The following is a 25,220-nucleotide window of genomic DNA, read 5'->3' on the forward strand; positions in this document are numbered from 1 at the left end:
ATTGAACTTCCCGAAAGTAAAAATAACTTTCGGGAAGTTAGTTAAAAAGCCTACTTACAATTATACTGATAACTATTCACTACCGTAATTTTTACGCCATTTTCGTTATAGGCTTCGGTCAGTTTAGTGGGTTGTGAGGTACTGTTATATTCATAAATATTTTCGGCAGTATGATATACTGAGCCATCTTCTTCATAATATTTTTCAGAAAGGGCATTATTTTTATTGAGATAATAAAAATCATCTGCCAAACCCGCTAATCCCATCGCCAATGCTTTGTAGGCTTCTGGCAAATTGAGTTTCATCGCATCAAACTTCAAGATTTCATAATAGAGATATTCCTTATCGTTGTCAAATTTTGCATAAACCTTCGAGATATTTTCACCCGAATATTCAAATCTTGCACTTTCTATTTCATTCAGAGCATCGGTAGAGATAATCTGTGTCAATTGGCTATTTGTATAGGTAAACACATTGGTTTGATAAACATTTCCATTGAAAGTAGTGATTGTTTTGCTGGCTTTTCCTGTGCCATCATACGTGAAAGTAATGATGAAAGTGTAAACCTTTGTCCCCACTTTATCGGTCAGCGTTATTTTATCAACCGTATTTTGAGCATTGTACGCAAAGGCTAAGGACACTCCCGTAGAGTCGTTTACTTCGCTGATTAGACGGTCGTTAGCATCGTAGCTAAATCGCTGTAATACATTTCCCTTTGCATTTGAAACACTGCTGAGATAACAGGTTTGGGGCGTTGGCGTTGTGCTGGAAGTCTTGCTGCACGAGACAAAAAGAAACACTGATAAAACGCTAACAATCAGTGTGTTGAATATATTTTTTTTCATTGGATTTTTATTTGTAAATCAGTTTTTAGCTTACTGATAATGATATTTAAGTAATTGATAGTGAATAATTGACAATTTTGTAAAATACTTACAATCAGCTATTTAACAAAAAATAGAACTGTCGATTATATTCATTTAAGTGCTTACAATAGAATTTGCAATTTTTGAAAGCCGATAGAAGACTACCAAAACTAATTCTTAATAATCTTACGGATTATATTTTTTTCGCCTACGTTGAATTTCAAGAAATATACACCAGTTTCTATTTTATTCAAATCTATTGTGCCTTCATGGGTTTGTGATAGTGTTGAGAAACTCTGATTTAATTGTTCTGTCCCCATTGAATTATACATCGTCAAATTCACACCAGAGGGTTCATTACTCAATAATTTCCAGTAAAATAGTCCCGTAGTTGGGTTTGGAAATACATTGATAAAAACATCTGAATCATTGTCGGCACTTTCGGCTTTTACACGGAAATTAGCCTCATTTTTAACACCAATCTTAGCTTCTGAAACTTCCTTGGGAGTATTGACAACACCCTCCGCTTTTTTTTCATCAGTAGAATTTGTAATCTGTACCCGCAAAATTTGATGCGTGCGACTACTAACACAAGTTGGATTTTTACCCGATTCGCAATCAACATAATAGGCAGTATTGGCAGCGAGTTCTGGGGTTGTAAAACTTACGGAACCCAATGAAGTTCCGCTTGTAGAAGTTGCATACCAGTTGGGCGTTCCCGCTGCACAAGTAGCCACTAATGTAACAGACGTACCTAATTTCACGTTTGTTTCGTGGGCAATTGGGGCTTCTAAAATAGGGCTTTGTGTTACGGCAATGGCTCCTCTTGGGCTTTCACAGCCTAAAATTGTTTGAGAAGCATAATAAGAAGTTTTATCAATCAGTTTGGTAGTGTCTGCTATTATTTTCCCCCCTGTGAGTGCATTATACCACTTGATGCCCGTACCTGTAACGGTCAAACTGGCAATGGTGGCGGTGGATGGACTACAAAAATTCTGTGTGGCGGCAAGCAATGGTTTGGCAAAAGCCGTTCCTGTTACCACCAATGATAATAATCGAACAGAATCGGGAGAAGTTGTTTTTTTGCGTAGATAGATTTTATATTTATCGCCTGCAATGGCAGAATCTATTTTCACTTGTTTATAATTGTTTCCATTGCCATCAAACCATGTATATTCATGCGTTGCATTTGCTATTCTATTTGCCATTACGCTGGGTTTCCAAGTACGATAAATAGTATTTTTTGATATGTTTTTTACCAGCATGTCATAATCATAAATCAACCTTGAAGCCGTGGGGTCGATGCCGTCTTTTGAGGTTTGCTCAATGCCTTCAATATCAGTCCAAGCAATTGAAACAATCAAGGGTTCGCATCCGCTGGCGGTTATTTCTCTTGATACTTCAGTGATGGTATCGGCAGGAAATTTAAGGGAGATTTCTTCTATATACGCTCCTTTGGAAGAAGAATCCGACATAATAGCTTTCAAGGGACTTCCAATGACACTTTTGTATTTGATGGCATTGGCAGCCTTTTCAACATTCAATAATCCCCAACCAAATTTATGGTCTGGACCGGGCTGTCCCAAATCTTCGGCAGTACCTAACATCAATGCTTTGAGGGTAGAAGACTTCATGTAGGTTTTGTGAAGACTATTGTAATATTGCTGTAATAAAAGCCCCGAAGCGGCAGCGGCTGGCGAAGCATAGGAAGTTCCTTGTGAATTTACCGTGCCGCTGTATGCCGTATCTGATGGGGTTTTAGAAGTTTTATCGGCATATAATGAGGAATTGATACCCGTTCCTTTCGTTACGATGTCAGGTTTTACACGCCCGTCGTCAGTAGGTCCCCAGTTGCTATAATCAGACATAGATTTATCACCATTGACTGCCCCCACGGTCATAGCATTTTTTGAAGCCGACGAGCCTGTAATGATGTCATATCCCAATTTTGCTTTTCTATTTCCACTGTCTTCTTGCTCATTGCCTGCCGCTATAAAGGGCAAATAATTGGGTAGATTTCTCAGAAGCAAGTCCCAATTTTTGGCGGTTTCGTCATACGCTCCAAAATTCCAGGTGGCAGTAGTCGTATCGTTTGAATATCCATAAGAATGATTAGAAATCAGATAACCTTTCGTGCCAAAATCAGCCATTTCACTCAAATCGCTGTTCCAATCATAACACAGGGCTTTTGCTCCGTAGGCAATTCCTCGTGCGGCGGGTTGATTGGTAATGTCTTTCCCCACAATTGTCCCTGAAACATGGGTCATATGATTGTTGCCACCATAAGCTTTATTCGCTCCCACGCCATCCAAAGTTTGATTGGCTTGCATCGTTACATTTCCCGCTAAAAGTTCATGGGTTTCACGTACCTGACCACCATCCCAAACGCCCACGACCATGCCTTCGCCCGTGATATTTGCTCCGATAGACCCGCCTTTGTACAATTGATCGGCTTTAATTAAAACTCCAGATTCTTTATTTTTAGTATTGATATAAACGGGTTTACCATCTCCATCAATATGGTGCAAATAATAAGTTGAGCCGTTCTTGATAAACGTTCTTTGCAGTTTAGGGTGTTTTTTCAAATAATCCTTAACCTTTGTTTCAGCATTCAGATGATTGGTTTCAAATCTGGTTTTGAGTTCCTCCAACTTTATTCTATTGATGGAATCAACATTTTTAGCTCTTTCCTCTTTCGTTTGGGCATTAGCCGACAAAGCGAAAAAAGTGAAGAGAATGATTGTTAAGTGTAATCGTTTTTTCATGATTTTGTATGAGGGTTAAATTGATTAGAATGGTAAATAGTTTACTCAATTACTACATTAATTTTACTTATTCTTGTTTGCCATCATCGTGTGTAACAATTAATTTAGACCGTCTTCCTCCACCCGAAGCATCAGATTAAACAGAATAGTAATTGACTATATTGGGCAGTGAGTGTTGGTCTGGGCTTGCGTGTCTAAAATGATAACTACACAAAAAGTGAGGGTGAGTAAAGTCGTTTTACAGCGGTGAATGGGGTACTTTAAATAAAACTTTGTGAAGTTAATAAATCTTGAGGATTTCTAATTATTTTTAGCTCGAAACCTATCTTACGGTATCTTAGATCACTTTATTAAAACTATCGTGATACCACTATAATCTACTTTAGCAGGCAAATTAGTGGTCTTACTATCAAAATTAAAGAATTTATTACCCTACTTTTTGGCAAAGTTTCAGACTCTATATGTTCAAAGTCAGTAAAGACTCTGCGATTTTTTTGAAACAAGTGACAAATGACAACCAATACGTTAGCCAAAATTTGAGTAACGAACTCACAATTTATAGTAATATTGACTATAATTCGGAGTTATTGAAATTGACTTTTGCCGAAAAGAAAATCGTAGAATTAATCGTCCAACACAAAACGTCCCGACAAATCGCAGAATTATTATTTATTTCCGAAAAAACCGTAGAAGGACATCGGATAAATATTATCCAAAAATTGGGGTTACCGAAGGAGAAAAACGTTGTTGGTGTGGGCGAGTAAGCATTTTTAGGTTGAATTTTAAAATCCCAATACCTCACTCCTACCCGAAACCCCATTTTCGTTAAAGGCTTCAAGGACGCAATAGTATTTTTGCCCAATGGTTAAAGCTCTCAATTCCAACGTATTAGAAGCATCTCCCCACACTTGATAGGTTTGATATAATTTATCGGGGGCAATTCCCCAAAGGATATTATAGCCCACTACATTGGCAGGTTTTTCCCAAGAAATATCCGCATTTCGAGTATCAGCTTGACGTTTTACGGTTAATTTCTTCGGAATTTCAGGCAATTTTCCTGAGCCATTTCCAAAAACTCTAATATCACTCACCGCCAAATTTCGCATCGGTACGTGGACATTTTCATACTTAATATAACGTGCTTTTACGCTTGTAGGCAATTCCACGTAAGCATTCGGACGGTCACGGTGGGGTTCGTTAGAATTATCCGAAATCAAATCCCATTTTTTGCCGTCCAAAGAAGCGTAAAACTTAAATTGCGTATAAACTCGTGGTTCGTTAGAATTATAAACGTCTGATTTGTAATCGGTAAAATTGACCTGCAAAGCCTTTACGTCATAATTATTTTGTAAATCTATTGTCACAAATTCGCCTTCTTTATTGGTATTTGCCACCCAAAAAGTCCTTGGATTTTCGTCCGTCACTTTCTGTGCCGACAAAGTATCCCGAACCGATGAAGCCGTGCAAGGTTTTTTGTACGAAAGCAACATCCAACCCGTAAATAAATCATCTTTATTATCCCATTTTTTAGTCGGTAATTTCTGCGGAAAATCGCCAAATCGAGTGTTCGCAAACATCTGATTATCAGCATCAAATCCCGCAGGAAACATCACGATTCTACGTTCCATTGCCCAATTTACCGCCACCCACGGCGTACCCGTATTCCAGTAATTTCCGTAATTATCTTGAAAAGTATTGCCATGTCCCGCCCCCGTCATGAAGCCCCCAGGTTTATAAGAAATCGGGTTATACGGAGCATACGTGAAAGGCCCAAGCGGATTATCACCGATGTACGTTCCGTTGGCGTAAACGTTGTATTCTGTGCCAGGAGCGCCATATTGCAAGAAATATTTACCACCGTGTTTGGTCATCCAAGCCCCTTCCGTAAATGGTCGGATGGTGTCTCGATGGTCACGCCCAAAACGTTCCCAACCGTGATTTTTAGGGTCGAGATATATCAATCCTTGGTATTTAGATTTATAGGTTAAATTCTTGCTTTTGTCTAATTCAGCCCCAAAAAGTGGGTACACATTCGACGAACCCCAATACATATACCATTTGTCCAAATCTTCGTCATAAAAAAGGGCAGGATCCCAAGGGCCAATGTACTGCGGCAAACGGGGCAACCAGCGGTTATAAAATTGCAGTTTCCCTTTTTCGGGTTCGGTACTGAACAAAATAGGACGTTGTTCAAAAGTAGATTGGAAAAGATAAAGCGTATCTCGCACCGACATTGCCGCTGGCGCACACATATCTTACATGGGCCACATACTTGGCGTGATGTATTCCCAATTAATTAGATTTTTGGAATGCCAATATCCGCCCGAAATCGTTACGAAAAGGTAGTATTCATGTTTATGATTGACAATCAAAGGGTCAGCACCCGAACGATAGGAAATTTGCTCATTTAATTGCTCAAAATTGTACCGGTAATTAATGTCCATCGGATTGCAATAGGTTTTTTGAATCAGATTTTGAGCCGATAATTGGTTGATTATCAGTAACAAGAGAATGGAAAGTAATGTATTTTTCATGGAATGATTTTTGGAAAATTTACCATAAAAATACGAATAATATTAGAACGCAGATAAGATAAACCACAGATGAAACGGAGTTTACAGATTTACTCAGATTTCCTATGTGATTAGTAAATCTGTAAACTCCGTTTCATCTATAGTCTAATATTGTATATCAAAATGAAAAGCCAATTCGCAAGGTCAATCTATTAAAATCTTCAATAGCTGTCTTGGTTTTTTCAACTAATTCAGATCGCTGAAAACGATAGCCCGCCCCAATGACGAATCCTGTATTCTCATTAAATAAAATCTTTAATCCTAATCCCGCCGCAAATGTATTTCCGCCTTGATATTTGATGCCATCGACATCGTTGGAAGTAGCATTAATACTGTAACCACCCTCCGCAAAATAGAAAAGAGTTTTATTGCCTGCTTTCGTAAAATCTCCTCTCACACTCAACACGATAGGTACGAATGTTTGTACAGCGTACAAATCTGCCCCAATGCCTAAGCCCGTAAAAAGATATTGATTGAACTTATAACCATTGACAGTTTGGAAAGAAAAAGCGGAGGTCGTTACCCCATTTGAGGCACGGTTACTCCCCGCCAAAGGTCCCAATTCTGTATAGTGAACGTACCCTTTTTCTTTATATTGAATGACAGTTTTTTTCAGGGATTCTTCTCGGTTAATCTTTTGAATATCAGCTATTTGTACCACAATAACATTGTGGTCGTAAGTTTCTAATTTGATAATTTGCTCGTTTTTTTCAATAATTTTTCCTCTATAAATCGAGCCATTTTTCAGATAAAGAACATCGTCATCTTGTTTTTGGGCGAAGGTATTAAAAATAATGATACAGAGGATGAATGTAAAAATTTGTTTCATGGTTATTTTTCGGTGAACGGTAGAGGGTGGATGGTACACGGGAAAGAATGGAGAACGGATTAAAAAATTGCAGCTAAATTCGTGTACCATTCACCAAAAATTATTGGTCAAGCCAAGATTTAAATTCGCTCATCTTGTCTTTACTCACGTAAATTTCTTGTTCAAAATTGGGCTTCAAGAAAATTTGCAGACGACTATTAATCAAAGACTTTATTTTCTGAACGGAATCTATTCTGATAATAAATTTACGGTTTAGTCGGAAGAAAAAATTGGGGTCAAGAAGGTCTTCTAATTGCTCTAATTTGTAATCAATAATGAATCTTCTGCCTTCGTTGGAGACCAAGTACGTTATTTTGTCATCGGCAAAAAAATAGGCAATTTCATCAGTATTCTTAAACTGAATATTATCGCCAAATTTTACCAAAAAACGGTTTTTAAATTTCTTTTCTGACCCTTGAAACGATTGCATAATTCGTTGAATATCAATCGTCAAGAGGCTTTTTCGTTCTTGGTTAAGTGCCTTCAATTTACCCAAAGCAAAACCTAATTCAGATTTGTCCAAAGGCTTCAAAAGATAATCAATACTGTTCATTTTAAAGGCTTGGATAGCGTATTGGTCGTAGGCAGTGGTGAAAATTATCGGGCTTTTTATTTGGATTTTCTTGAATAAATCGAAGCTCAAACCATCCGAAAGATGTATATCAACAAGCATCAAATCGGGTTCGGGATTTTTGCCAAGCCATTCGGTTGCATCCTCGACTGAATCAATGGTTTCCACTACTGAAATTGTGGGGTCATGCTCGTACAACAGTGCTTTGGCTCGTTGGGCAGAGAGGATTTCGTCTTCTAAAATTAATACGTTCATGTTTTAAAGAGGATTTTATAATGGATAGAGAATGGCAATTTCATACAACAGGATAGTCGCTTTGTAAACGAGCGATGCGGTTAGTAGTCATATTTTTATTAAGTTTAATAATGGGTAATTTCACGGTAAAAAATTCAATAGATTCCTCAATATTAAGCGTTTTGTATCCTAAAAAAAGGTATCGTTGCGTGATGTTCGAGAGTCCTTGTTGAGTGGAATCTATTTCATCAACTTTTTTGAGTTGTAAGTTGTTTTGAACAATGAGTAATTGGTCGCTTTCTAAGTAAATTCTAATGTGCAGGGGTTTATTTTTCGAGACAATATTATGCTTCACAGCATTTTCGACTAACATTTGCATCGCCATCGGTATAATGTAAAATTGGCGTACACTTTCCTCCACATCAATCGTCATTTGCAAGCTTTCTCCAAAACGTTTTTTCAATAAATATAGATAAGAATCAATAAAATCCATCTCGGCATCCAGTTCAACAATCTCTTTTTCGTGACTTTTCAACACATATCGATATACCTTTGAAAACTGCCGCACAAACTCCATTGAAGCGTTGGTATCGGAGGGAATCAGAGCCGTTAGGACGCTCAGATTATTAAACAAAAAATGGGGATTTATCTGATTTCTGACGGCTTGCAATTGGGCTTGGGTGCTTATTTTCTTGAATTTTTCGGCTTCCAATTGTATTTTTTTCAATTGACTAATATACCAATAAATTATGTTCAAGACATTCATGAACAGGTTAATTCTGAAGGCAAACATCATCAGTAGTTTCATCGGCAATAACATCATAGGAATATTGAAAGGCATGATAAAATACGCTGCAAATAACCCAATTATCAAAGTTACGACCGTGGTAATGACGATACTACCAACAAACATTTTGCTAATGAGTACCCATAAATTTTGCTCGTCCTTTTGTTGTAAATAATTGTTCCACAGCCTATTACCTTCCCAAATTGCAAAAGTCAGTAGCAGAAAAACCTCTGATAATTCTGAGTACGTTACCTTGATGGGGTAATGCTCTAATATCTCCACCGACCATGTATTCAATAAAGAATAAGCGGATAAGAATACGATAAAAAAGTAGCGGTATGGGGTTGAAAACATGGGATTTCGATGTTCGATGTCTGTTATTCAATACTCATAATTATGAAATACTATTTATGAATAAATTGTTTAAACCTTTGTGATTAACTGTAAATTAAAAAAAACCCTGAGTCAATTTGCTCAAGGTTTTACAGAAACATTCTCTAACCACTATAACATTTTTATGGTAATAATACTTTGTCAATTACGTGAATAACTCCATTGGTTGCTAAGATATTAGCAGTAGTAATGTTAGAATTTCCGCTTGTTTTTCCTTTTACTTTTGCCCCACCCACCAAATCAAAACTAAGCTTGTCTGCTCCGTTTGCTGAAGTTACTTCAGTTGCTCCTACATTTGGCAAGTCTGTTGAAAACACACGTCCTGGCACTACATGATACAATAATATTTTTGTCAATAGAGCTTTATTGGCAGGCAAAAGTAAGGTTGCTTTTGGAGTAGTTTTGTACAATTCAGTAAATGCAACATTGGTTGGAGCAAAAACTGTTAGTCCATTTGCCGAAGCATTAGTTAACGCAGTTGCCACGCCCGCATCAGCCGCCAATACCAATGATACTAATTCGCTAAAATTGGAATTTTTAGAAGCAATTGTTACTAAATTTTCACTTGGCGGAATAATCACATTATCAATCACATGAATAACGCCATTTGAAGCCGTTACATCCGTAGTAATCACCTTGATATTTCCGTTGATAAATACCCCATCCGAATTCTTAGAGAGATAAATATCATTGGCTGAGTTTACCGTTTTGGCCGCTCCGCTCTTCACATCAGCAGCTTTTATCGTTCCACTCAAGACGTGGGTGGTAAGAATTGGCGTTAATGCGGCTTTAGTCAAGGGGTCTAAACTGGTAATTCCCGCCTTTGTGAAAGCTGCATCATTTGGAGCGAAAACGGTGAAAGGTCCAGTACCTTTAAGAGTTGTTACCAAATCAGCTTTTGTAAGTGCCGCTACCAAGGTTTTGAAACTGCCATTTTCAGTAGCCACCACCGTAATATCTTTGGGAGGCGTTACAACTGGATCGTCTTTTTTACAAGAAGAAAACAATACAACGAATGCCGTTACTAAGGCAAGAGGGACAAATAATTTTTGAAGATTTTTCATGCTTTTAAGTAATTTTGATTGTTGGATTTTTAATAAAATTCAAAAAGTTTACACACTATTATTTTGACACTATAACCATCTAAAAGCCCTGAAAAGTTATAGGTTATACCGTGAATCGCCTTGAAAAAGGAGTGAAAAGAAAGTTTTAGGGTGTGAATCGGGCAAGTAAGATTAAGAGCTTTATGGAATGATTGATAATCTAAGATAACTTGTCTAAGCTTTTGGGAAATGATCTAAACAAAAATAGAGCTACAAAATAAAACCCTTGCAAGAGTTTTGAAACTGTTGCAAGGGTTGAAAATATTTAGAAGTTGTGTTCAACTATACTTCTACCACTGAAAAACTTTGTACTTTTTCTTTCTGGATATGATCTGGATTTTCAAGAAACGACAAATCAATTTTGATATACGGAATTAACTGTTCTTCAAGCATGTCTGCCCACGTATTCATGTACAAAACCACGTCTTCACGCACGTTGTGACGCATTTTGTTTCTTCTTTCCAAAGGAATTCTTTTCAAAATCTTTTGGTCAGAAAGCCACTCCAAATCTCGCAAATCTGTGACGTTTAGTCCACGATTGAGCAAATCGGCAATTAATAAATCAATATTTAATCCACTGGTAGGACAGAATTCTTCCACTTGTTCCCGCCAATCGCCTCGACCTTGCATGGCAAATTGGTGGATTTCAGCCTTGGTGAGATTGGTTAATTCCTGCGCTAAATTTCCACAATTACAACTGCCCATATGTCCCCACTGATAGTTTCCACCTTCCGCTAATTTTTTGGCAGTAATGCGAAGGGCATTAATTAAATCTGGATTTGCGTGTGCCATGTCTGTATCTATTTGTGAATTTTGATTGAATGATTGGTGATTAGAAAGCCCTAATCTTTGATATTTATAAATAACGAGACGTAAAAGATTTTTGTTTTTGGAATGAGGATAAATTTGTAATTTCAGTAAACTAAAGCTACAAAATCATCAGCGATTAATCTTCACCCCATGAAAAATCTACCTATTCTTCTGTTTTTTCTCTTCCATTAATATCACTAAAAACAAAGATTCAGAGCTTAAACAGCTTCTAACCCAATAACGATTCCTAAATGATTGGTATCGCTTATTTTTTTCATTAAATTCGTATACTGATATTTGGGAGAATTTTAAGTCGTATGTAAATACTCACTCAAAATTCGCTAACTCACAATTCACCAGTCAAACTATTTCACTTCAAACAAACCCAAATGAAAAACACAATTAAATTCCTACTATTTATCCTCATTGCTAATTGCTCGCAGCTTTTAGCCCAACAAGCTCCTCTTGCCAACCAATTCAATGCCAATAAACGCTTTGAACAGATGGAGAATTTACCAACGCCCAATACTTACCGCACAGCTTCGGGTAGTCCAGGAAAAGAATATTGGCAACAACGGGCTGATTATGACATCAAAGCCGAATTGGACGATGTTGAACGTAAAATCACAGGTTCAGAAACCATTACGTATTTCAATAATTCTCCCGATGAATTGCCTTATTTGTGGTTGCAATTAGACCAGAATCTTTTCCAAAAAGATGCTATCGGTAACAATACAAAAACGGGCGGAATCAGCGGACAAGCAAGTTTTTCGCAGTTTAAAGAATTGACTGACCCGAAGAAATATGGCTACAATATTTTGTCAGTAAAAGATAAATCGGGTAATCCGATGAAGCATACCATCAATAATACCATGATGAGAATTGACTTGCCAACTCCTTTGAAATCTGGCACAAGTACCTCATTTTCAATTGATTGGAATTATTTAATTACAGAATATTACGGACGTTCGGGCTACGAATATTTTGCAAAAGACGGTAACGTAAATTATTTTATTGCGCACTGGTTTCCAAGAATGGCAGTTTATAATGACGTGTACGGATGGCAACACAAACAGTTTTTGGGACAAGGCGAATTTACCTTGACTTTCGGAAATTATAAAGTGGCTCTTACTGTACCAAACGACCACGTTGTTGGCGCTTCGGGTGAATTGCAAAACCCGAATGCGGTACTTTCTGCAGAGCAATTAAAACGTTGGGAGAAAGCAAAAACTGCTACTCGTCCAGTGTTAATAGTATCGCAAGAAGAAGCTGAAAAAGCCGAAAAAAGTAAACCAACGGGCAAAAAAACGTGGATTTACAAAGCGGACAATGTGCGTGATTTCGCCTTCGCCAGTTCTCGTAAATTCATTTGGGATGCCATGCAAGTGGATGTAGAAGGCAAAAAAGTTTGGGCGATGTCATTATATCCAAAAGAAGGAAATCCATTGTGGGGACAATATTCAACGATGGTGGTAGCGCATACTTTACGCTCATATTCAAAACACACCGTGGCGTATCCATACCCAGTGGCGTATTCTTGTCACTCAGTTGCGGGTGGCGGGATGGAATATCCAATGATTTCCTTTAATGGTGGTCGTCCAGAAGCCGATGGAACGTATTCAGAGCAAGTAAAAGCGGGCATGATTGGCGTAATTATTCACGAAGTTGGCCATAATTTCTTTCCGATGATTATCAATTCAGACGAAAGACAATGGTCGTGGATGGACGAGGGTTTGAACACTTTTTGCCAGTATTTAGCGGAACAAGAATGGGATAGAAATTTCCCATCTCGTCGTGGTGAACCTCAGTACATTGTGCCTTACATGAAGACCGACCCGTCTCAGCAAGTGCCAATTATGACTAATTCAGAAAACATTATGGCTTTTGGAGCAAATGCCTACGCAAAACCCGCAACGGCACTAAATATCTTGCGTGAAACTGTCATGGGACGTGAATTATTTGATGCGGCTTTCAAAGAATATGCACGTCGTTGGGCATTCAAACAACCATATCCTGCCGATTTTTTCCGCACGATGGAAGATGCTTCGGGCGTGGATTTAGACTGGTTTTGGAAAGGTTGGTTCTATGGTGTAGAGCCCGTAAATCAATCACTTGAAAATGTGGAATGGTTTGGAATTGATAAAGCTGATCCTGCGCAAAAAAGCAACGTTGCTCGTAAAGATGCCGCTGCAAAAAGAGAGACAATGAGTAATATTCGTAACAAAAAAGATATTGCCAAAACCGTGGTTGAGGAAAATCCAGACATGAAGGATTTTTATAATTCTTACGACCGATTTGCTACTAACGACACAGACAAAAAGAAGTATGACCAATACATGGCGGGTTTATCGGAAGATGAAAAGAAATTGGTAGATGCCAACAAGAATTTTTATGTCTTGAACGTAAAAAATAAAGGTGGTTTACCGATGCCCGTTATCGTGCAAGCCAATTACGAAGACGGTACCAATGAAGTATTCAGAATTCCAGCCGAAATCTGGCGTTTGAATGATAAGGAAGTAAAGAAGGTAATTCCAACGGATAAAAAAGTAACCAAATGGACATTAGACCCATTCTTTGAAATTGCGGATATTGACACGGACGACAACGCTTTCCCACGGGAACCAGAGCATCCATCAAGATTCCAAGTGTTCAAAGGACAACGTCCATCACAGCCAAACCCAATGCAAGAAGCTCAGAAGAAATCGGGTTCTGCGGTACAAGGAGCTAAGAATTAAAGATTATTTTGCTACAAACCCAAAAAAGAGTCTTCCCACATTGGAACGACTCTTTTTTTATATCTCAAAAAATCTAAAGACCCTGTAAAAAAAGTTACCCAGACGGAAACCATCTGGGCAATCTTAGTAAATAGTTCTACACCTATTAAGTGCAAAGATATACCTTTTTTGTGTTCAATGTCAAGTGAAATTTATAATATTTTAACGAATATACGTCATCTTTGATTTAACGGACGATGAACGAAGGGAATCTGTATTTTATGCTTAATTTTGTAGTTCAAAAATAGACTTGTGAAACCAATAGAAAGACATCTTTTCAACATTCTCGAAGAACGAAAACAACAATCGCTTTTTCGTTCCTTACGTACTTCAAATAAACGCATAGATTTTTGCTCCAACGATTATCTGGGATTTTCCCAAAAAATAAAGGAAAATTCTGAAATTTATAGTTTTCCTTCGGGAGCAACGGGTTCAAGATTATTGGCAGGAAATACACAATTTGTGGAAGATTTAGAACAGGAAATTGCCGATTTTCATGGCGCAGAAGCGGGACTGATTTTTAACTCTGGATACGATGCAAACGTGGGTTTATTATCGTGTATTCCTCAGAAAAATGATGTTTTGTTCACCGATGAACTCATCCACGCCAGCATGATTGACGGTGCCAGATTGAGTTATGCCACAAGGTATAAATTCAAGCATAACGACGTTGAAAGTTTAGCGTCCAGATTACAGAGTTTAGAGAATAATTTTCGAGTTTTACAAAATCAAACATTAGCCCAAAATACTAAAAATCATCCAATACCACCATCGAAATGCGAACATCAAACATCGAAGCTATTCATCGCCCTCGAATCGGTCTATTCAATGGATGGCGACCTTGCCAATTTAGAAGCAATCGTTCATTTATCCGAAAAACACGGAGCGAATCTCATTGTAGATGAAGCCCATGCCACCGGTGTTTTTGGCAAAAATGGCAAAGGATTAGTTTGTGAATTAGGCTTGGAAGATAAAGTTTTTGCTCGTGTTATTACGTTTGGAAAAGCGTTGGGTTGTCACGGTGCAATTGTGTTGGGAAGTCGAAATCTTAGGGATTATTTAATAAATTTTGCCCGTCCATTTATTTATTCAACTGCCGCCCCTATGCACACCCACCAGAGCGTTCGACAGGCATATCAATTATTAAAATCCCCTGATTTTTCAAATAAAAAATTACATAATTTAATTCAATTTTTCAAAGAACAGGCCAGACAACTCACTGATTTAGCGCTAATTGACAGCCCTTCGGCCATACAATGTATTATTATTTCAGGTAATGAAAAATGCCGAGAAGTGGCTACAAAACTGCAAAATGAAGGCTTAGATATTCGCCCAATCGTCTCCCCAACCGTGCCAAAAGGCAAAGAAAGATTAAGAATTTGTTTGCATGAATTTAATACGGAGAAGGAAATTTTGAAGATATTTGATGTATTAAAAAGCGTGGGGAATTTATCTCAAAACTTGTTACTCACAACTTAAATAAAATATGAAATACATCATCGCAGGCATTGGAACTGAAATTGGTAAAACCTTCATTTCCAGTATATTAACAGAAGCATTACAGGCAGATTATTGGAAACCAATTCAATCGGGGGCTTTGGATTTTACCGATACAGATACGGTCAAGAGTCTAATTTCTAACTCAAAAACAATTTTTCATCCTGAAACCTATCGCCTCAATCAACCCATGTCTCCCCACGCTGCGGCGGCAATTGATGGGGTAAAAATTGAACTGTCACAATTTGAATTACCCCAGACTGACAATCACTTAATTGTAGAATTGGCTGGAGGAATTATGGTACCTTTAAACGATCAAGAAACGAATCTCGATTTAATCAAAAAATTGAATATTCCCGTAATTTTGATTTCTAAAAATTATTTGGGTTCAATTAACCATACTTTGCTTTCGGTAGAAATTTTAAAATTAAACAATATTCCAATAAAAGGACTTATTTTCAATGGAGAACGAAACAATTCTTCAGAAGATTTTATCTTAAATTACACAAAATTGGCGTGCTTAGGAAGAACAAATTTTGAGGAGATAATTAATAAAAATGTGGTCATAACGTACGCAGACCAATTTATGAACAATTTTCAATGAAAGACCAAACAGAATATCCCGTAGAAAACACCCACTCATTTATCAAAATTTCTTCTCTCACCGAACGTGATGCAAAAGTGGTTTGGCATCCGTTTACGCAACACGAAACGGCCCCTTTTTCAATTCCAATCGTGCGTGGCGAAGGTGCGTATTTGTACGACGATTCGGGCAAAAAATACATTGATGCCATTGCCTCTTGGTGGGTAAATTTGCATGGACATTCGCATCCGTACATTGCTCAAAAAGTAGCGGAACAGTTCGGTAAATTAGAACAAGTAATTTTTGCGGGTTTTACCCACGAACCCGCCGTGAGATTAGCGGAAAGATTATTGAACATTTTGCCTAAAAATCAGGCCAAAATTTTCTATTCTGATAATGGTTCGACTGCCGTTGAAGTGGCGTTAAAAATGGCGATTCAGTTTTTCCATAATCAAGGATTTACTAAAAAAAGAAAGGTAGTTGCACTCGAGAATGGCTATCATGGTGATACTTTTGGCACCATGGCAGTTGGCGCAAAATCTGCCTTTAATGCACCATTTGAAGGGTTTTTATACGAAACTATTTATTTGCCAGTTCCCACTAAAGGACATGAAACGGAATCATTGGAAACGATGAAAGAACTCATGAAAAATGCGGATGAAATTGCGTGTTTTATCTTCGAACCACTCATTCAAGGAGCGGGCGGAATGGTGATGTACGAACCTGAAATGTTGGATGAGCTTATCAAAATGGCCCAGGCAAATGGTGTGTTGACCATTGCCGATGAAATCATGACGGGATTTGGACGAACGGGAAAACTTTTCGCCACGGATTATGTCGAAACAAAACCTGACATTTTGTGTCTTTCAAAAGGACTTACGGGCGGAGCAATGGCCTTAGGTGTAACTTCATGTACGCAAAAAATCTATGAGGCCTTCCTTTCGGAAGACCGTAAAAAAACACTTTTTCACAGTCATTCATTCACCGCAAATCCATTGGCTTGTACCGCAGGATTGGCAAGTTTGGATTTATTATTGAGCGAAGAAACAATCAATAAAATACTAAAAATCAATCAGTTACACAGTAATTTTAAGATTAAAAACAATCAATATCCAAATATAAGTATTGTAGGAACAATTCTTTCCATCGAGATTCAAACAGACGAAGGCACTTCTTATTTTAACAATATTAGAGACGTAGCGTATCAGTTTTTTATCGAAAAAGGAATCTTGATTCGTCCCTTGGGAAATGTGATTTATTTGTTGCCTCCGTATTGTATTTCAGAAGAGGATTTGGAATATATTTATGGATGTATTGAAGAGTTTTTGGGGAAATTCTAACAAAAAAACCTATTTCACGAAACCCCTTTTACAAACAATATGTTGATGATTAAAAGGTAGAATTCTATGTCAAATATTTTAGAAAAAAGTATTACCACGAAATCCCCTAAGATTCAAAACCTCTGGGAAGTTGCGTTGTCGGAAGGTTTTCCAATTGCGCTTTGGAGATTGCCAAAAACAAATGAAAAACAATTAATCATTGGGCTTTCAGGGTCTGCTTCACGCATGAAAGTAGATTTAGAAGAAATGCCTGCGGGTTTTGTAATGAGTCCATTTCAAGGGGAATCTTTATTTATAAAAAGTGATTTACATTACTACTTTGATGCTGACAATCAGCAAGTTAACGATACAACCATTGAACAAGAAGTATTTGAAAAGCAATATTTAGAATATTCAGATGAAGATGTAAAGACGGAAAAATCGATACAGATTCATGATAATTTCAATGCTTCAGAAAAGAATTTCGAGAAATATAATAAAATGCTTTTTGCCGAAATGGTTTCCAATGCCATAAAATCAATTGAAAACGGTGAAGTGCAAAAAGTAGTTTTATCCCGCACAAAAAATATCACGCTTCCAAATACTTTTGAGGTGATCGAAGCTTTTAAAAAGTTGTGTATTGCTTACCCAAATGCTTTTGTTTCCTTAGTTTATTTGCCTGAATTTCAATGCTTTTGGTTGGGTGCAACGCCCGAAACGTTGGTTAGTGTCGATAAAGATGGTAAATTCAGAACGATGTCGCTGGCAGGAACGCAATCTGCCATGGATGGAAACGGCAGAAATTTGTCGGCGGTAGAAATTAGATGGTCGCACAAGGAAATTGAAGAGCAAGCTTTTGTGAGTCGTTATATCATTGAATGTTTCAAGAAAATTCGTCTGAGAGAATATTATGAAAGTGGTCCAAAAACGGTACAAGCAGGTAATTTAATGCACCTTCGTACTGATTATATGGTTGATACACAAGCACTTGACTTTCCTCAATTAGGAACGGTGATGTTAGAATTATTGCACCCAACTTCGGCTGTTTGTGGGATGCCAAAAGCGCCTGCGTTACGAATTATTGCCGAACAGGAATTACACGACCGAGAGTTTTACAGTGGATTTTTGGGGCCAGTAAATATGCAAGGAGAAAGTCATCTATTCGTAAACCTCCGCACCATGAAAGTTTCGGGTAATGAGGCTACTTTATATGCAGGTTGCGGCATTACCGAAGATTCAAATCCAATGAATGAGTGGCATGAAACGGAAATGAAAATTCAGACTTTGATGAATGTTATTTTGTAAGTTTTAGAAGTTAATCGTATATCTTATTTCTGGAGTAAATAATCCAGAAGCAAAACCCATCTCCTTTTTTTGCTCAAAGTTATAAAGCCCGATAGCCGTATTTAATGTTTTTGAAGACTTTCTATTAAGAGAAATGCCTAATCCTAAGCATATTCCTCCTGATAAAGATGCTATCTTCTCGTATATTGTGGTGCTTCCATTACGGTCAATATTCGCTTTCATCCCACCTGCTAAAAGGAAAAGACCACCTATTCCCAAAGCATTACTCCATTTTTTCTGAGAGCTATATTTTTGAACAAGCATGTCTATTTCTCTGTCCTCTGTTTTGGCGAATAATTCTTTTACCTGATTTACATTTGAATATACCTTTCCGTTCGCAATAATTTTGCCTTTCTTAAAGATTATGGTTGATGTATTATCTTGGGAAAAAGCACTTAAAAATGTAGAAAAAATCAATGTTAGGGTAAAAATTATCACTTTCATTTAGTGGTAAAATTAGATTAAATTTAAAACTTGAAATTTAATTTTAATTGATATTTATAGAATTAACTAACCTCAATATTTCATCGAGTAATTCTCCGATTTCTTCTCAATTTCTCCCACAATTGTCAACTTTACTAAGTCAATTCTCGCATCGGTCATTTCAATAATTTGGAAATTGAAAGGATGATAAATAATGGTTTCGTTCAGTTCTGGAATATCCTCATTAATATTCGTAATCATGCCACCTAAAGTATCATAATCACCTTCTGGGAGATTCCACTCGTATTTATCGTTCAAATAATCAATCTCTAAACGTCCCGAAAGTAAATAAGTTCTGTCCTCAATTCGTTTTTCGGTAAGGTCTTCATTATCATCATATTCGTCTTCAATTTCGCCAAAAATTTGCTCCATTACATCCTCCATACTCACCAATCCAGCGGTACTCCCAAATTCATCAACTACCAAGGCCAATGACTTATGTTCTTTTGAAAATTTAAACAGTAAGTCTTTTGCTGGCATGGCTTCGGGTACGATTGGAATGGCCGTTAAAATCCCTTGAATTTCTTTTGGTTTTTTAAACATTGCCAATGAATGACAATATCCCAACACGTCTTCCATCGTTTCTTTGTAAACCAAAACTCTTGAATGACCACTTTCTACAAAAGTTTTCTTCAATTCTTCCATGCCCCCTTCAATATCCATGGCCACTATATCCGTTCTCGGAATCATGCAATCCCGCACCCGTACTTGCTTAAATTCAAGGGCATTATTGAAGATTTTGGTATCGACTTCAGTTTCTTCATCAATAGAAGTTTTACGATTAAGATTTTGGAGATAATTATTTAAGTCAGTTAGTCCAAAAGCAGGACGTTCTTCGGAATATTCCAAGCGTAAAATATTATTAATAAACCACTTAGACAATCCAACAATCGCCCATACGAGCGGGTACATCAGCGTACAAATTATCAAAATTGGAATAGCCAACACTTCTAAAAACCCATCTGGATTCAATAAAAATATACTTTTAGGCGTAAATTCGGAAGTCATCAAAATAATCACAGTTCCAATAAAAGAAGCGATTAATCCTGCTACCAATCCATTTAAAATTGGAAAAAAATGCTCAATTTCATGGTGTAAAAACCCCTCCATAAAAATACCATACGCCACCAACGACAAGGTATTTCCGATGAGCATTGTACCGATAAATTTTGAAGGATTTTTGAGATATTTCGAGATAATCTGCCCCGTGATAACTCCTTGCTTAGCTTGGAGTTCAAAGTAGAGTTTATTAGCGGATACGAAAGCCATTTCTACGCCCGAAAAAAAAGCTGAGGCAATAATGGCAATGATAATACTTAATGCTTGTTGGGAGTCCATGTTGGTTTAGGCGAAATGATATTTAAATTCTTGTTCACGCCCCAAAAATTGTTCTATATAAAATACTTCGTCACAATCACGAAACATAATTAATTGGTCGTCAATAATATTAATTCTTTTGCGTTCGATTGTGCTAAGTCGCTGAATTGAAAGAAATTGACTTAGGGGGGAGATAATAATTCTACCATCTTTCAAATAGATAGCAATTTTATCATTGAAAGAAAAAATCACTTTCTTAATCACTGGCTGTATTTCTTAAAATCCCTCTAAACCTTTCATTTTAATTCAATCTGAAAATCTTTCTATTCAGTACTTACTTTCAAATATACAAATAAAACTACTTCTTTCCCTTCGTTAAGGCTTTTCTTTGCGCTTTTTTATCGTCTTTTATTTCATCAACGAGCTTATTTTTTCCCAATTCTTCTTCTTTTTTCAAACGAATTTGTTTTGAATATTGAAAATAAAACAAACAACCCGCCGCAAACATCAACCATGAATAATGATAGAAAATCTTGTTCCAAAAAGTAGGTTCAAGTCCGGCAGGAAGTCCTGCACGAAGATCTAAAATCCAGATAATCAGGAAGCCAAGGGCAGCAAAAAGTAGGAGTATTTCTTTTTTTGACATATTAATTGGTTGATTTTGGTGGTCTTTATGGTAATTTCACAAATCATCTATAAAGTTAATAGATTCCCTCATCATATCAGATGCTTCATTACATTCATCATGGCAAAATAATATAAAATCCACTATATTTGTCCTAAATAATTTAATCACAATGAAAGACCTTCTCTTACACAAATATCGTTTTTATACACTCACTTTTGCAGGTTTGTTAGCTTGGATGTTGTTTTTCGATATCAATGATGTTTGGACGCAAATCAAAATGTACCGAGAATTGGGGCGTTTGGAAGATGAGAAAAAATATTACGTTCAGAAAATAAAAGAAGTCGAAAAAGAACGGATTGAAGTAATGGGAAATAAAAAATTGGTAGAAAAGTTTGCCCGTGAAAAGTATCTCATGAAAAAACCAAAGGAAGAAATTTTTGTGATTGTGGATGAAAACAATCAACCGCTTGAAAAGTAGGGTTTGGAGAATTAGGGATTAGTTAAGCCAACGAATTTCTAATTACCTAATCCTCAATTACCTAATTCCCTAATCCCTAAAACTAAAACTGTGCTAAAAATACTTTTTGTGTGTACTGGAAATATTTGTCGCTCGCCAATTGCGGAAGAAACATTTCGTCGTGCCGTCAAAGCGAGAAATTTACAAAGAGAAATTCAATGCGATTCTGCCGCAACTCACGGATATCATATCAGCGCATTACCTGACCCTCGAACCCGTGAAAATGCTGAAACAAAAGGGCTTACACTTTTGCACAAATGTAGAAAATTGAGTGGTGAAGATTTTTCAGTCTTTGATTACGTGGTAGCGATGGATAATTATAATCTCGAGAATATACAATCTATCAGTACTCGTGCTACTGGAATTCATCAAGTAGAAGAACGTTGTTTTTTGTATCGAAGGTTTGATAATCAAACTTCCCAACACGAAACCATTCTTGAAGTTCCAGATCCTTATTATGGACAATCCGTTGATTTTGAGGAAGTTTACCAAATTGTAAGTCGTTGTGGGGAGGGATTATTAGATTTTTTAGTGGAGAAATATCAGTTGTAAATTTAAATGGAGAAGCACTATTTAGAACTTATTTTAATTTTTTCATACACCAGTTAATTCTAACGCTATCATGGACAAAACCATTTTTCTACTCTCAATAATCTTCGCCTTCAATACAACCGCTCAATCCTATCAAGCAAGTATTATTAAACATCGCCAACAATACAAAGATGCGTTTTTGAAAGAAACGGATGGTCCCGTGAAGGCAGAAGAAATGCAGTATTTTGACTTTTACGAACCAGATTCTACCTTTCGAGTGAAGTGTCATTTCATGAAAACGGAGTCAAAAAACACATTCACCATTCCAACCGTGGATGGAAAACAGAAAGAATATTACAAATATGGAATTTTGGATTTAGAGATAAAAGGTAAAAAGCTGCAACTGAACGTCTATCGAAGTTTGGCGCTCATGAAAAATCCTAAATATAAAAACTATCTTTTTGTGCCTTTCAAAGATTTATCAAACGGAAAAGAAACTTACGGAGGAGGGCGATATTTAGACCTTGAAACAACAGATATTAAAGAAGACGTTGTAATTTTAGATTTTAATAAAGCGTATAATCCTTATTGTGCATTCAGTAGCGGATATAGCTGTCCGATTCCACCGAAAGAAAATCATTTAAAAGCTCGCATTGAGGCGGGAGAAAAGAATTTTAAGAAATCACATTGATTAATGGCAAGCAGATTTTCGCAGATTCGACACGAATATTAATCCCACATTACAAAATTTTGAATTATCCTAATAAATAAATTGTACAGAAAAAAAACTGCGTAAATCTGCATTGCCGTAGGCATCTGCGTCATCTGCGTTCTAATATTTTAATCAAGCAAAAACAGTGAATAAAAAAGTATTACTTGTCATTTTAGATGGTTGGGGAATTGCTGAAAAAGGCTACGAAGACCGTTCGGCAATTATTGCCGCCAAAACGCCTTTTTATGATTCTTTAATTGAGAATTATCCTCATAGTACCCTCGTAACTTTTGGTCCAGAAGTGGGTTTGCCCGAAGGTCAATTCGGAAATTCTGAGGTCGGACACATGAACTTGGGCGCTGGGCGAACGGTTCGTCAATCTTTGGTTCGTTTGAATGAATCTATCGAAACGGATATGCTTCGTCATGAACCCGTTTTGGTGGATGCCATTAAATACGCCAAGGAAAATGATAAGCCATTCCACCTAATGGGTTTGGTGTCTGACGGTGGTGTACACGCACATATTAGTCACGTAAAAGCACTTTGTAATGTGCTAAAGGATAACGGATTAAGCAAGGTTTTTATTCACGCTTTTACGGATGGACGTGATTGCGACCCAAAATCTGGTGCTGGATTTATTGGTGATTTGCAATCATTTTTAAGAACTTCAACGGGAAAAATCGCCAGCGTAACGGGTCGTTATTATGCGATGGACAGAGACAATCGTTGGGAGAGAATTGAGGAAGCTTACGACGTAATGGTGAAGGGCGAAGGCGTGCCCGTTTGTGATGAAGGTATAGTAGCTTTGATGAAAGAATCTTACGCAGAAGGCATTACGGATGAGTTTATCAAACCCATTGTTGTAACGAAAAACAATTTACCAATTGGCAATATTCAAGAAGGTGATGTGGTGCTTTGTTTCAATTATCGCACCGACCGACCACAAGAAATCACAAAGGCATTAACCCAAGAAGATTTTCCTGAAAATGGTATGAAAAAATTGGATATTCGTTATTACACGATGACCAATTATAATAAATCATTCACGAACGTGAACGTCATTTTTGATGATAGTAATTTACCTTCAACTTTGGGCGAAATCGTGGCGAATGCAGGTAAAAAACAAATCAGAATTGCTGAAACCGAGAAATTTCCGCACGTAACGTTTTTCTTTTCGGGTGGACGAAATGAGGCTTTTGAAGGGGAAACACGTTTATTGTCAAATTCTCCAAAAGTTGCCACTTATGATTTACAACCAGAAATGTCAGTGTATGATGTAAGAGACTCATTATTACCAGCGCTTAGAAATTCAGAAGCAGATTTTGTATGTTTGAACTTTGCCAATCCTGACATGGTAGGTCATACGGGTGATTTTCAAGCAGTTATACAAGCCTGTGAAGCAGTAGATGAATCGTTGGGAGAAGTAGTAACAGCAGCGATTGGTAGCGATTATTCCGTCATTGTATTAGCTGACCACGGAAATGCAGATTACATGATTAATGACGATGGTTCACCAAATACGCAACACAGTTTAAATCTTGTACCTTGTATTTTGATTGACAAAGATAAAAAAATAGTCAAAAACGGAAAATTAGGCGACATCGCTCCAACGATTTTGGAACTGATGGGCATCGAAAAGCCTGCAATTATGACGGGTTTTAGTTTGATATAAATTTTAACAAAAATGCCTCTGCCTAATAAACAGAGGCATTTTTTGTTCATCATATCACACCTTCATTTATATTTAACAATTCCGTAACATTGACATTGGTAACTTTGTAACGTAATCACATACTTATATTATGGCAAATAACGCTTTACCCATTCCGAAAATATTATTAGTTGATGATGATCCAGACATTATCGAACTCCTGGAATATAACCTCAAAAAAGAAGGCTACGAAACGGCCTCGGCAAACGATGGTATTCAAGCGATTGAGGTGGCTAAAACTTTCAAGCCCGATTTGATTCTTTTGGATGTTATGATGCCCCGTCAAGATGGCATCGAAACTGCCCGTCAATTACGCCAAACCAGTGAATTTAAGGATACTTACATTATTTTTCTTACCGCCCGTGCCGAGGAATATACCGAAGTAGCAGCCTTTGATGTTGGAGCGGACGATTATATTGTAAAACCTATAAAACCCCGTGCTTTATTGAGTCGAATTAAAGCCATTTTACGCAGAGATATTCAACAGGTGGAAAGTAGTACGACGATTGAAATTGGTCAATTGGTGATTAGTCGAACCAATTATAGTGTCAATAGTGGTGGACAAGTTTTGGTGATGCCTAAAAAAGAATTTGAATTGCTTTACTTCTTGGCAAAACATCCCAATAAGGTTTTTAATCGTGATGAATTATTGGAGAAAGTTTGGGGCGTTGATGTGTATGTGGTCGAACGCACCGTTGATGTACATATTCGTAAACTTCGTGAAAAAATTCCCGAATATTACATAAAAACCTTGAAAGGCGTAGGATATATGTTTTCGATTGAAGAATAAATTATTAGCGAATAAATTATTAACTTGCATAGTCGCTTAGTATT

24 protein-coding genes are annotated in these 25,220 nt (G+C 37.1%); 11 read left to right on the plus strand and 13 right to left on the minus strand.

Annotated elements, in window-relative coordinates:
* Positions 1-50 precede the first annotated feature (50 nt).
* Both AC1W31_RS03690 and AC1W31_RS03695 read right to left on the minus strand, forming a co-directional pair.
* Complete coding sequence (locus tag AC1W31_RS03690; RefSeq protein WP_481733055.1) at positions 51-845, minus strand: hypothetical protein; 795 nt, start codon at positions 843-845, stop codon at positions 51-53.
* Positions 846-1,036: 191 nt separating this feature from the next.
* Positions 1,037-3,631 carry a S8 family serine peptidase gene (locus AC1W31_RS03695; protein ID WP_481733056.1) on the minus strand — a complete coding sequence of 865 codons (2,595 nt, stop codon included), beginning with the start codon at positions 3,629-3,631 and terminating at the stop codon, positions 1,037-1,039.
* A 536-nt stretch (positions 3,632-4,167) separates the two neighbouring features.
* Here AC1W31_RS03695 and AC1W31_RS03700 point away from each other — a divergent pair.
* Positions 4,168-4,395 (plus strand): helix-turn-helix transcriptional regulator, encoded by a 228-nt coding sequence (locus AC1W31_RS03700; RefSeq protein WP_481733057.1) that lies wholly within the window; start codon positions 4,168-4,170, stop codon positions 4,393-4,395.
* A gap of 18 nt (positions 4,396-4,413) precedes the next feature.
* On the opposite strand, the gene AC1W31_RS03705 is transcribed toward AC1W31_RS03700, so the two are convergent.
* The 7 genes from AC1W31_RS03705 to AC1W31_RS03735 all read right to left on the minus strand — a co-directional run bounded on the left by AC1W31_RS03705 (position 4,414) and on the right by AC1W31_RS03735 (position 10,952).
* A complete protein-coding gene (locus AC1W31_RS03705) occupies positions 4,414-5,883 on the minus strand; it encodes a discoidin domain-containing protein (RefSeq protein ID WP_481733058.1) in 1,470 nt (489 codons plus the stop codon).
* 3 nt (positions 5,884-5,886) lie between these two features.
* On the minus strand, positions 5,887-6,165 hold the full coding sequence (locus AC1W31_RS03710) for a hypothetical protein (protein ID WP_481733059.1): 279 nt from the start codon (positions 6,163-6,165) through the stop codon (positions 5,887-5,889).
* Between the two features lie 157 nt (positions 6,166-6,322).
* Positions 6,323-7,033, minus strand: coding sequence for a hypothetical protein (locus AC1W31_RS03715; RefSeq protein ID WP_481733060.1), 711 nt, complete (start codon positions 7,031-7,033; stop codon positions 6,323-6,325).
* A 100-nt stretch (positions 7,034-7,133) separates the two neighbouring features.
* Positions 7,134-7,898: a LytR/AlgR family response regulator transcription factor gene (locus tag AC1W31_RS03720; protein ID WP_481733061.1), complete on the minus strand. Its 765-nt coding sequence runs from the start codon at positions 7,896-7,898 to the stop codon at positions 7,134-7,136.
* 40 nt (positions 7,899-7,938) lie between these two features.
* Entirely contained in the window at positions 7,939-9,018 is a 1,080-nt protein-coding gene (locus AC1W31_RS03725) for a sensor histidine kinase (RefSeq protein WP_481733062.1), read from the minus strand.
* 161 nt (positions 9,019-9,179) lie between these two features.
* Positions 9,180-10,121 carry a fasciclin domain-containing protein gene (locus AC1W31_RS03730; RefSeq protein ID WP_481733063.1) on the minus strand — a complete coding sequence of 314 codons (942 nt, stop codon included), beginning with the start codon at positions 10,119-10,121 and terminating at the stop codon, positions 9,180-9,182.
* A 321-nt stretch (positions 10,122-10,442) separates the two neighbouring features.
* On the minus strand, positions 10,443-10,952 hold the full coding sequence (locus AC1W31_RS03735; protein WP_481733064.1) for a hypothetical protein: 510 nt from the start codon (positions 10,950-10,952) through the stop codon (positions 10,443-10,445).
* A 407-nt stretch (positions 10,953-11,359) separates the two neighbouring features.
* On the opposite strand from AC1W31_RS03735, the gene AC1W31_RS03740 reads away from it, so the two are divergent.
* From AC1W31_RS03740 to AC1W31_RS03760, 5 genes are all read left to right on the plus strand, one after another.
* Positions 11,360-13,705: a M1 family metallopeptidase gene (locus tag AC1W31_RS03740; protein ID WP_481733065.1), complete on the plus strand. Its 2,346-nt coding sequence runs from the start codon at positions 11,360-11,362 to the stop codon at positions 13,703-13,705.
* Between the two features lie 291 nt (positions 13,706-13,996).
* Positions 13,997-15,223, plus strand: a complete 1,227-nt coding sequence (locus AC1W31_RS03745; protein ID WP_481733066.1) for an aminotransferase class I/II-fold pyridoxal phosphate-dependent enzyme — start codon at positions 13,997-13,999, stop codon at positions 15,221-15,223.
* Positions 15,224-15,230: 7 nt separating this feature from the next.
* Positions 15,231-15,845, plus strand: coding sequence for a dethiobiotin synthase (gene bioD / locus AC1W31_RS03750; RefSeq protein WP_481733067.1), 615 nt, complete (start codon positions 15,231-15,233; stop codon positions 15,843-15,845).
* On the plus strand, positions 15,842-17,164 hold the full coding sequence (bioA, locus tag AC1W31_RS03755) for an adenosylmethionine--8-amino-7-oxononanoate transaminase (RefSeq protein WP_481733068.1): 1,323 nt from the start codon (positions 15,842-15,844) through the stop codon (positions 17,162-17,164). The genes bioD and bioA overlap by 4 nt, the downstream gene beginning before the upstream one ends.
* A 66-nt stretch (positions 17,165-17,230) precedes the next feature.
* Positions 17,231-18,448: a chorismate-binding protein gene (locus AC1W31_RS03760; protein WP_481733069.1), complete on the plus strand. Its 1,218-nt coding sequence runs from the start codon at positions 17,231-17,233 to the stop codon at positions 18,446-18,448.
* Between the two features lie 3 nt (positions 18,449-18,451).
* On the opposite strand, the gene AC1W31_RS03765 is transcribed toward AC1W31_RS03760, so the two are convergent.
* From AC1W31_RS03765 to AC1W31_RS03780, 4 genes are all read right to left on the minus strand, one after another.
* Positions 18,452-18,931, minus strand: coding sequence for a hypothetical protein (locus AC1W31_RS03765; protein ID WP_481733070.1), 480 nt, complete (start codon positions 18,929-18,931; stop codon positions 18,452-18,454).
* 72 nt (positions 18,932-19,003) lie between these two features.
* Entirely contained in the window at positions 19,004-20,308 is a 1,305-nt protein-coding gene (locus AC1W31_RS03770; RefSeq protein ID WP_481733071.1) for a hemolysin family protein, read from the minus strand.
* A 6-nt stretch (positions 20,309-20,314) separates the two neighbouring features.
* A complete protein-coding gene (locus AC1W31_RS03775; RefSeq protein WP_481733072.1) occupies positions 20,315-20,551 on the minus strand; it encodes a hypothetical protein in 237 nt (78 codons plus the stop codon).
* Between the two features lie 94 nt (positions 20,552-20,645).
* Positions 20,646-20,933, minus strand: a complete 288-nt coding sequence (locus tag AC1W31_RS03780) for a hypothetical protein (RefSeq protein WP_481733073.1) — start codon at positions 20,931-20,933, stop codon at positions 20,646-20,648.
* Between the two features lie 151 nt (positions 20,934-21,084).
* Here AC1W31_RS03780 and AC1W31_RS03785 point away from each other — a divergent pair, with 151 nt between their 5' ends.
* From AC1W31_RS03785 to AC1W31_RS03805, 5 genes are all read left to right on the plus strand, one after another.
* Positions 21,085-21,393 carry an FtsB family cell division protein gene (locus AC1W31_RS03785; RefSeq protein WP_481733074.1) on the plus strand — a complete coding sequence of 103 codons (309 nt, stop codon included), beginning with the start codon at positions 21,085-21,087 and terminating at the stop codon, positions 21,391-21,393.
* A 90-nt stretch (positions 21,394-21,483) separates the two neighbouring features.
* Positions 21,484-21,984: a low molecular weight protein-tyrosine-phosphatase gene (locus AC1W31_RS03790; RefSeq protein WP_481733075.1), complete on the plus strand. Its 501-nt coding sequence runs from the start codon at positions 21,484-21,486 to the stop codon at positions 21,982-21,984.
* Between the two features lie 70 nt (positions 21,985-22,054).
* Positions 22,055-22,654, plus strand: coding sequence for a DUF1684 domain-containing protein (locus tag AC1W31_RS03795; RefSeq protein ID WP_481733076.1), 600 nt, complete (start codon positions 22,055-22,057; stop codon positions 22,652-22,654).
* Positions 22,655-22,820: 166 nt separating this feature from the next.
* Positions 22,821-24,347: a 2,3-bisphosphoglycerate-independent phosphoglycerate mutase gene (gene gpmI, locus AC1W31_RS03800; protein ID WP_481733077.1), complete on the plus strand. Its 1,527-nt coding sequence runs from the start codon at positions 22,821-22,823 to the stop codon at positions 24,345-24,347.
* A 130-nt stretch (positions 24,348-24,477) separates the two neighbouring features.
* Positions 24,478-25,176, plus strand: coding sequence for a response regulator transcription factor (locus tag AC1W31_RS03805; protein ID WP_481733078.1), 699 nt, complete (start codon positions 24,478-24,480; stop codon positions 25,174-25,176).
* The last annotated feature ends 44 nt before the right edge of the window (positions 25,177-25,220 follow it).

It is taken from the genome of Arcicella sp. (assembly GCF_964672035.1).

What these genes read in the sequence shown, in the direction of transcription:
- AC1W31_RS03690 (WP_481733055.1), bottom strand. Translation starts at nt 845, where the DNA reads ATGAAAAAAAATATATTCAACACACTGATTGTTAGCGTTTTATCAGTG.
- AC1W31_RS03695 (WP_481733056.1), bottom strand. Translation starts at nt 3,631, where the DNA reads ATGAAAAAACGATTACACTTAACAATCATTCTCTTCACTTTTTTCGCT.
- AC1W31_RS03705 (WP_481733058.1), bottom strand. Translation starts at nt 5,883, where the DNA reads ATGTGTGCGCCAGCGGCAATGTCGGTGCGAGATACGCTTTATCTTTTC.
- AC1W31_RS03710 (WP_481733059.1), bottom strand. Translation starts at nt 6,165, where the DNA reads ATGAAAAATACATTACTTTCCATTCTCTTGTTACTGATAATCAACCAA.
- AC1W31_RS03715 (WP_481733060.1), bottom strand. Translation starts at nt 7,033, where the DNA reads ATGAAACAAATTTTTACATTCATCCTCTGTATCATTATTTTTAATACC.
- AC1W31_RS03720 (WP_481733061.1), bottom strand. Translation starts at nt 7,898, where the DNA reads ATGAACGTATTAATTTTAGAAGACGAAATCCTCTCTGCCCAACGAGCC.
- AC1W31_RS03725 (WP_481733062.1), bottom strand. Translation starts at nt 9,018, where the DNA reads ATGTTTTCAACCCCATACCGCTACTTTTTTATCGTATTCTTATCCGCT.
- AC1W31_RS03730 (WP_481733063.1), bottom strand. Translation starts at nt 10,121, where the DNA reads ATGAAAAATCTTCAAAAATTATTTGTCCCTCTTGCCTTAGTAACGGCA.
- AC1W31_RS03735 (WP_481733064.1), bottom strand. Translation starts at nt 10,952, where the DNA reads ATGGCACACGCAAATCCAGATTTAATTAATGCCCTTCGCATTACTGCC.
- AC1W31_RS03740 (WP_481733065.1), top strand. Translation starts at nt 11,360, where the DNA reads ATGAAAAACACAATTAAATTCCTACTATTTATCCTCATTGCTAATTGC.
- bioD (WP_481733067.1), top strand. Translation starts at nt 15,231, where the DNA reads ATGAAATACATCATCGCAGGCATTGGAACTGAAATTGGTAAAACCTTC.
- bioA (WP_481733068.1), top strand. Translation starts at nt 15,842, where the DNA reads ATGAAAGACCAAACAGAATATCCCGTAGAAAACACCCACTCATTTATC.
- AC1W31_RS03760 (WP_481733069.1), top strand. Translation starts at nt 17,231, where the DNA reads ATGTCAAATATTTTAGAAAAAAGTATTACCACGAAATCCCCTAAGATT.
- AC1W31_RS03765 (WP_481733070.1), bottom strand. Translation starts at nt 18,931, where the DNA reads ATGAAAGTGATAATTTTTACCCTAACATTGATTTTTTCTACATTTTTA.
- AC1W31_RS03770 (WP_481733071.1), bottom strand. Translation starts at nt 20,308, where the DNA reads ATGGACTCCCAACAAGCATTAAGTATTATCATTGCCATTATTGCCTCA.
- AC1W31_RS03780 (WP_481733073.1), bottom strand. Translation starts at nt 20,933, where the DNA reads ATGTCAAAAAAAGAAATACTCCTACTTTTTGCTGCCCTTGGCTTCCTG.
- AC1W31_RS03785 (WP_481733074.1), top strand. Translation starts at nt 21,085, where the DNA reads ATGAAAGACCTTCTCTTACACAAATATCGTTTTTATACACTCACTTTT.
- AC1W31_RS03795 (WP_481733076.1), top strand. Translation starts at nt 22,055, where the DNA reads ATGGACAAAACCATTTTTCTACTCTCAATAATCTTCGCCTTCAATACA.
- AC1W31_RS03805 (WP_481733078.1), top strand. Translation starts at nt 24,478, where the DNA reads ATGGCAAATAACGCTTTACCCATTCCGAAAATATTATTAGTTGATGAT.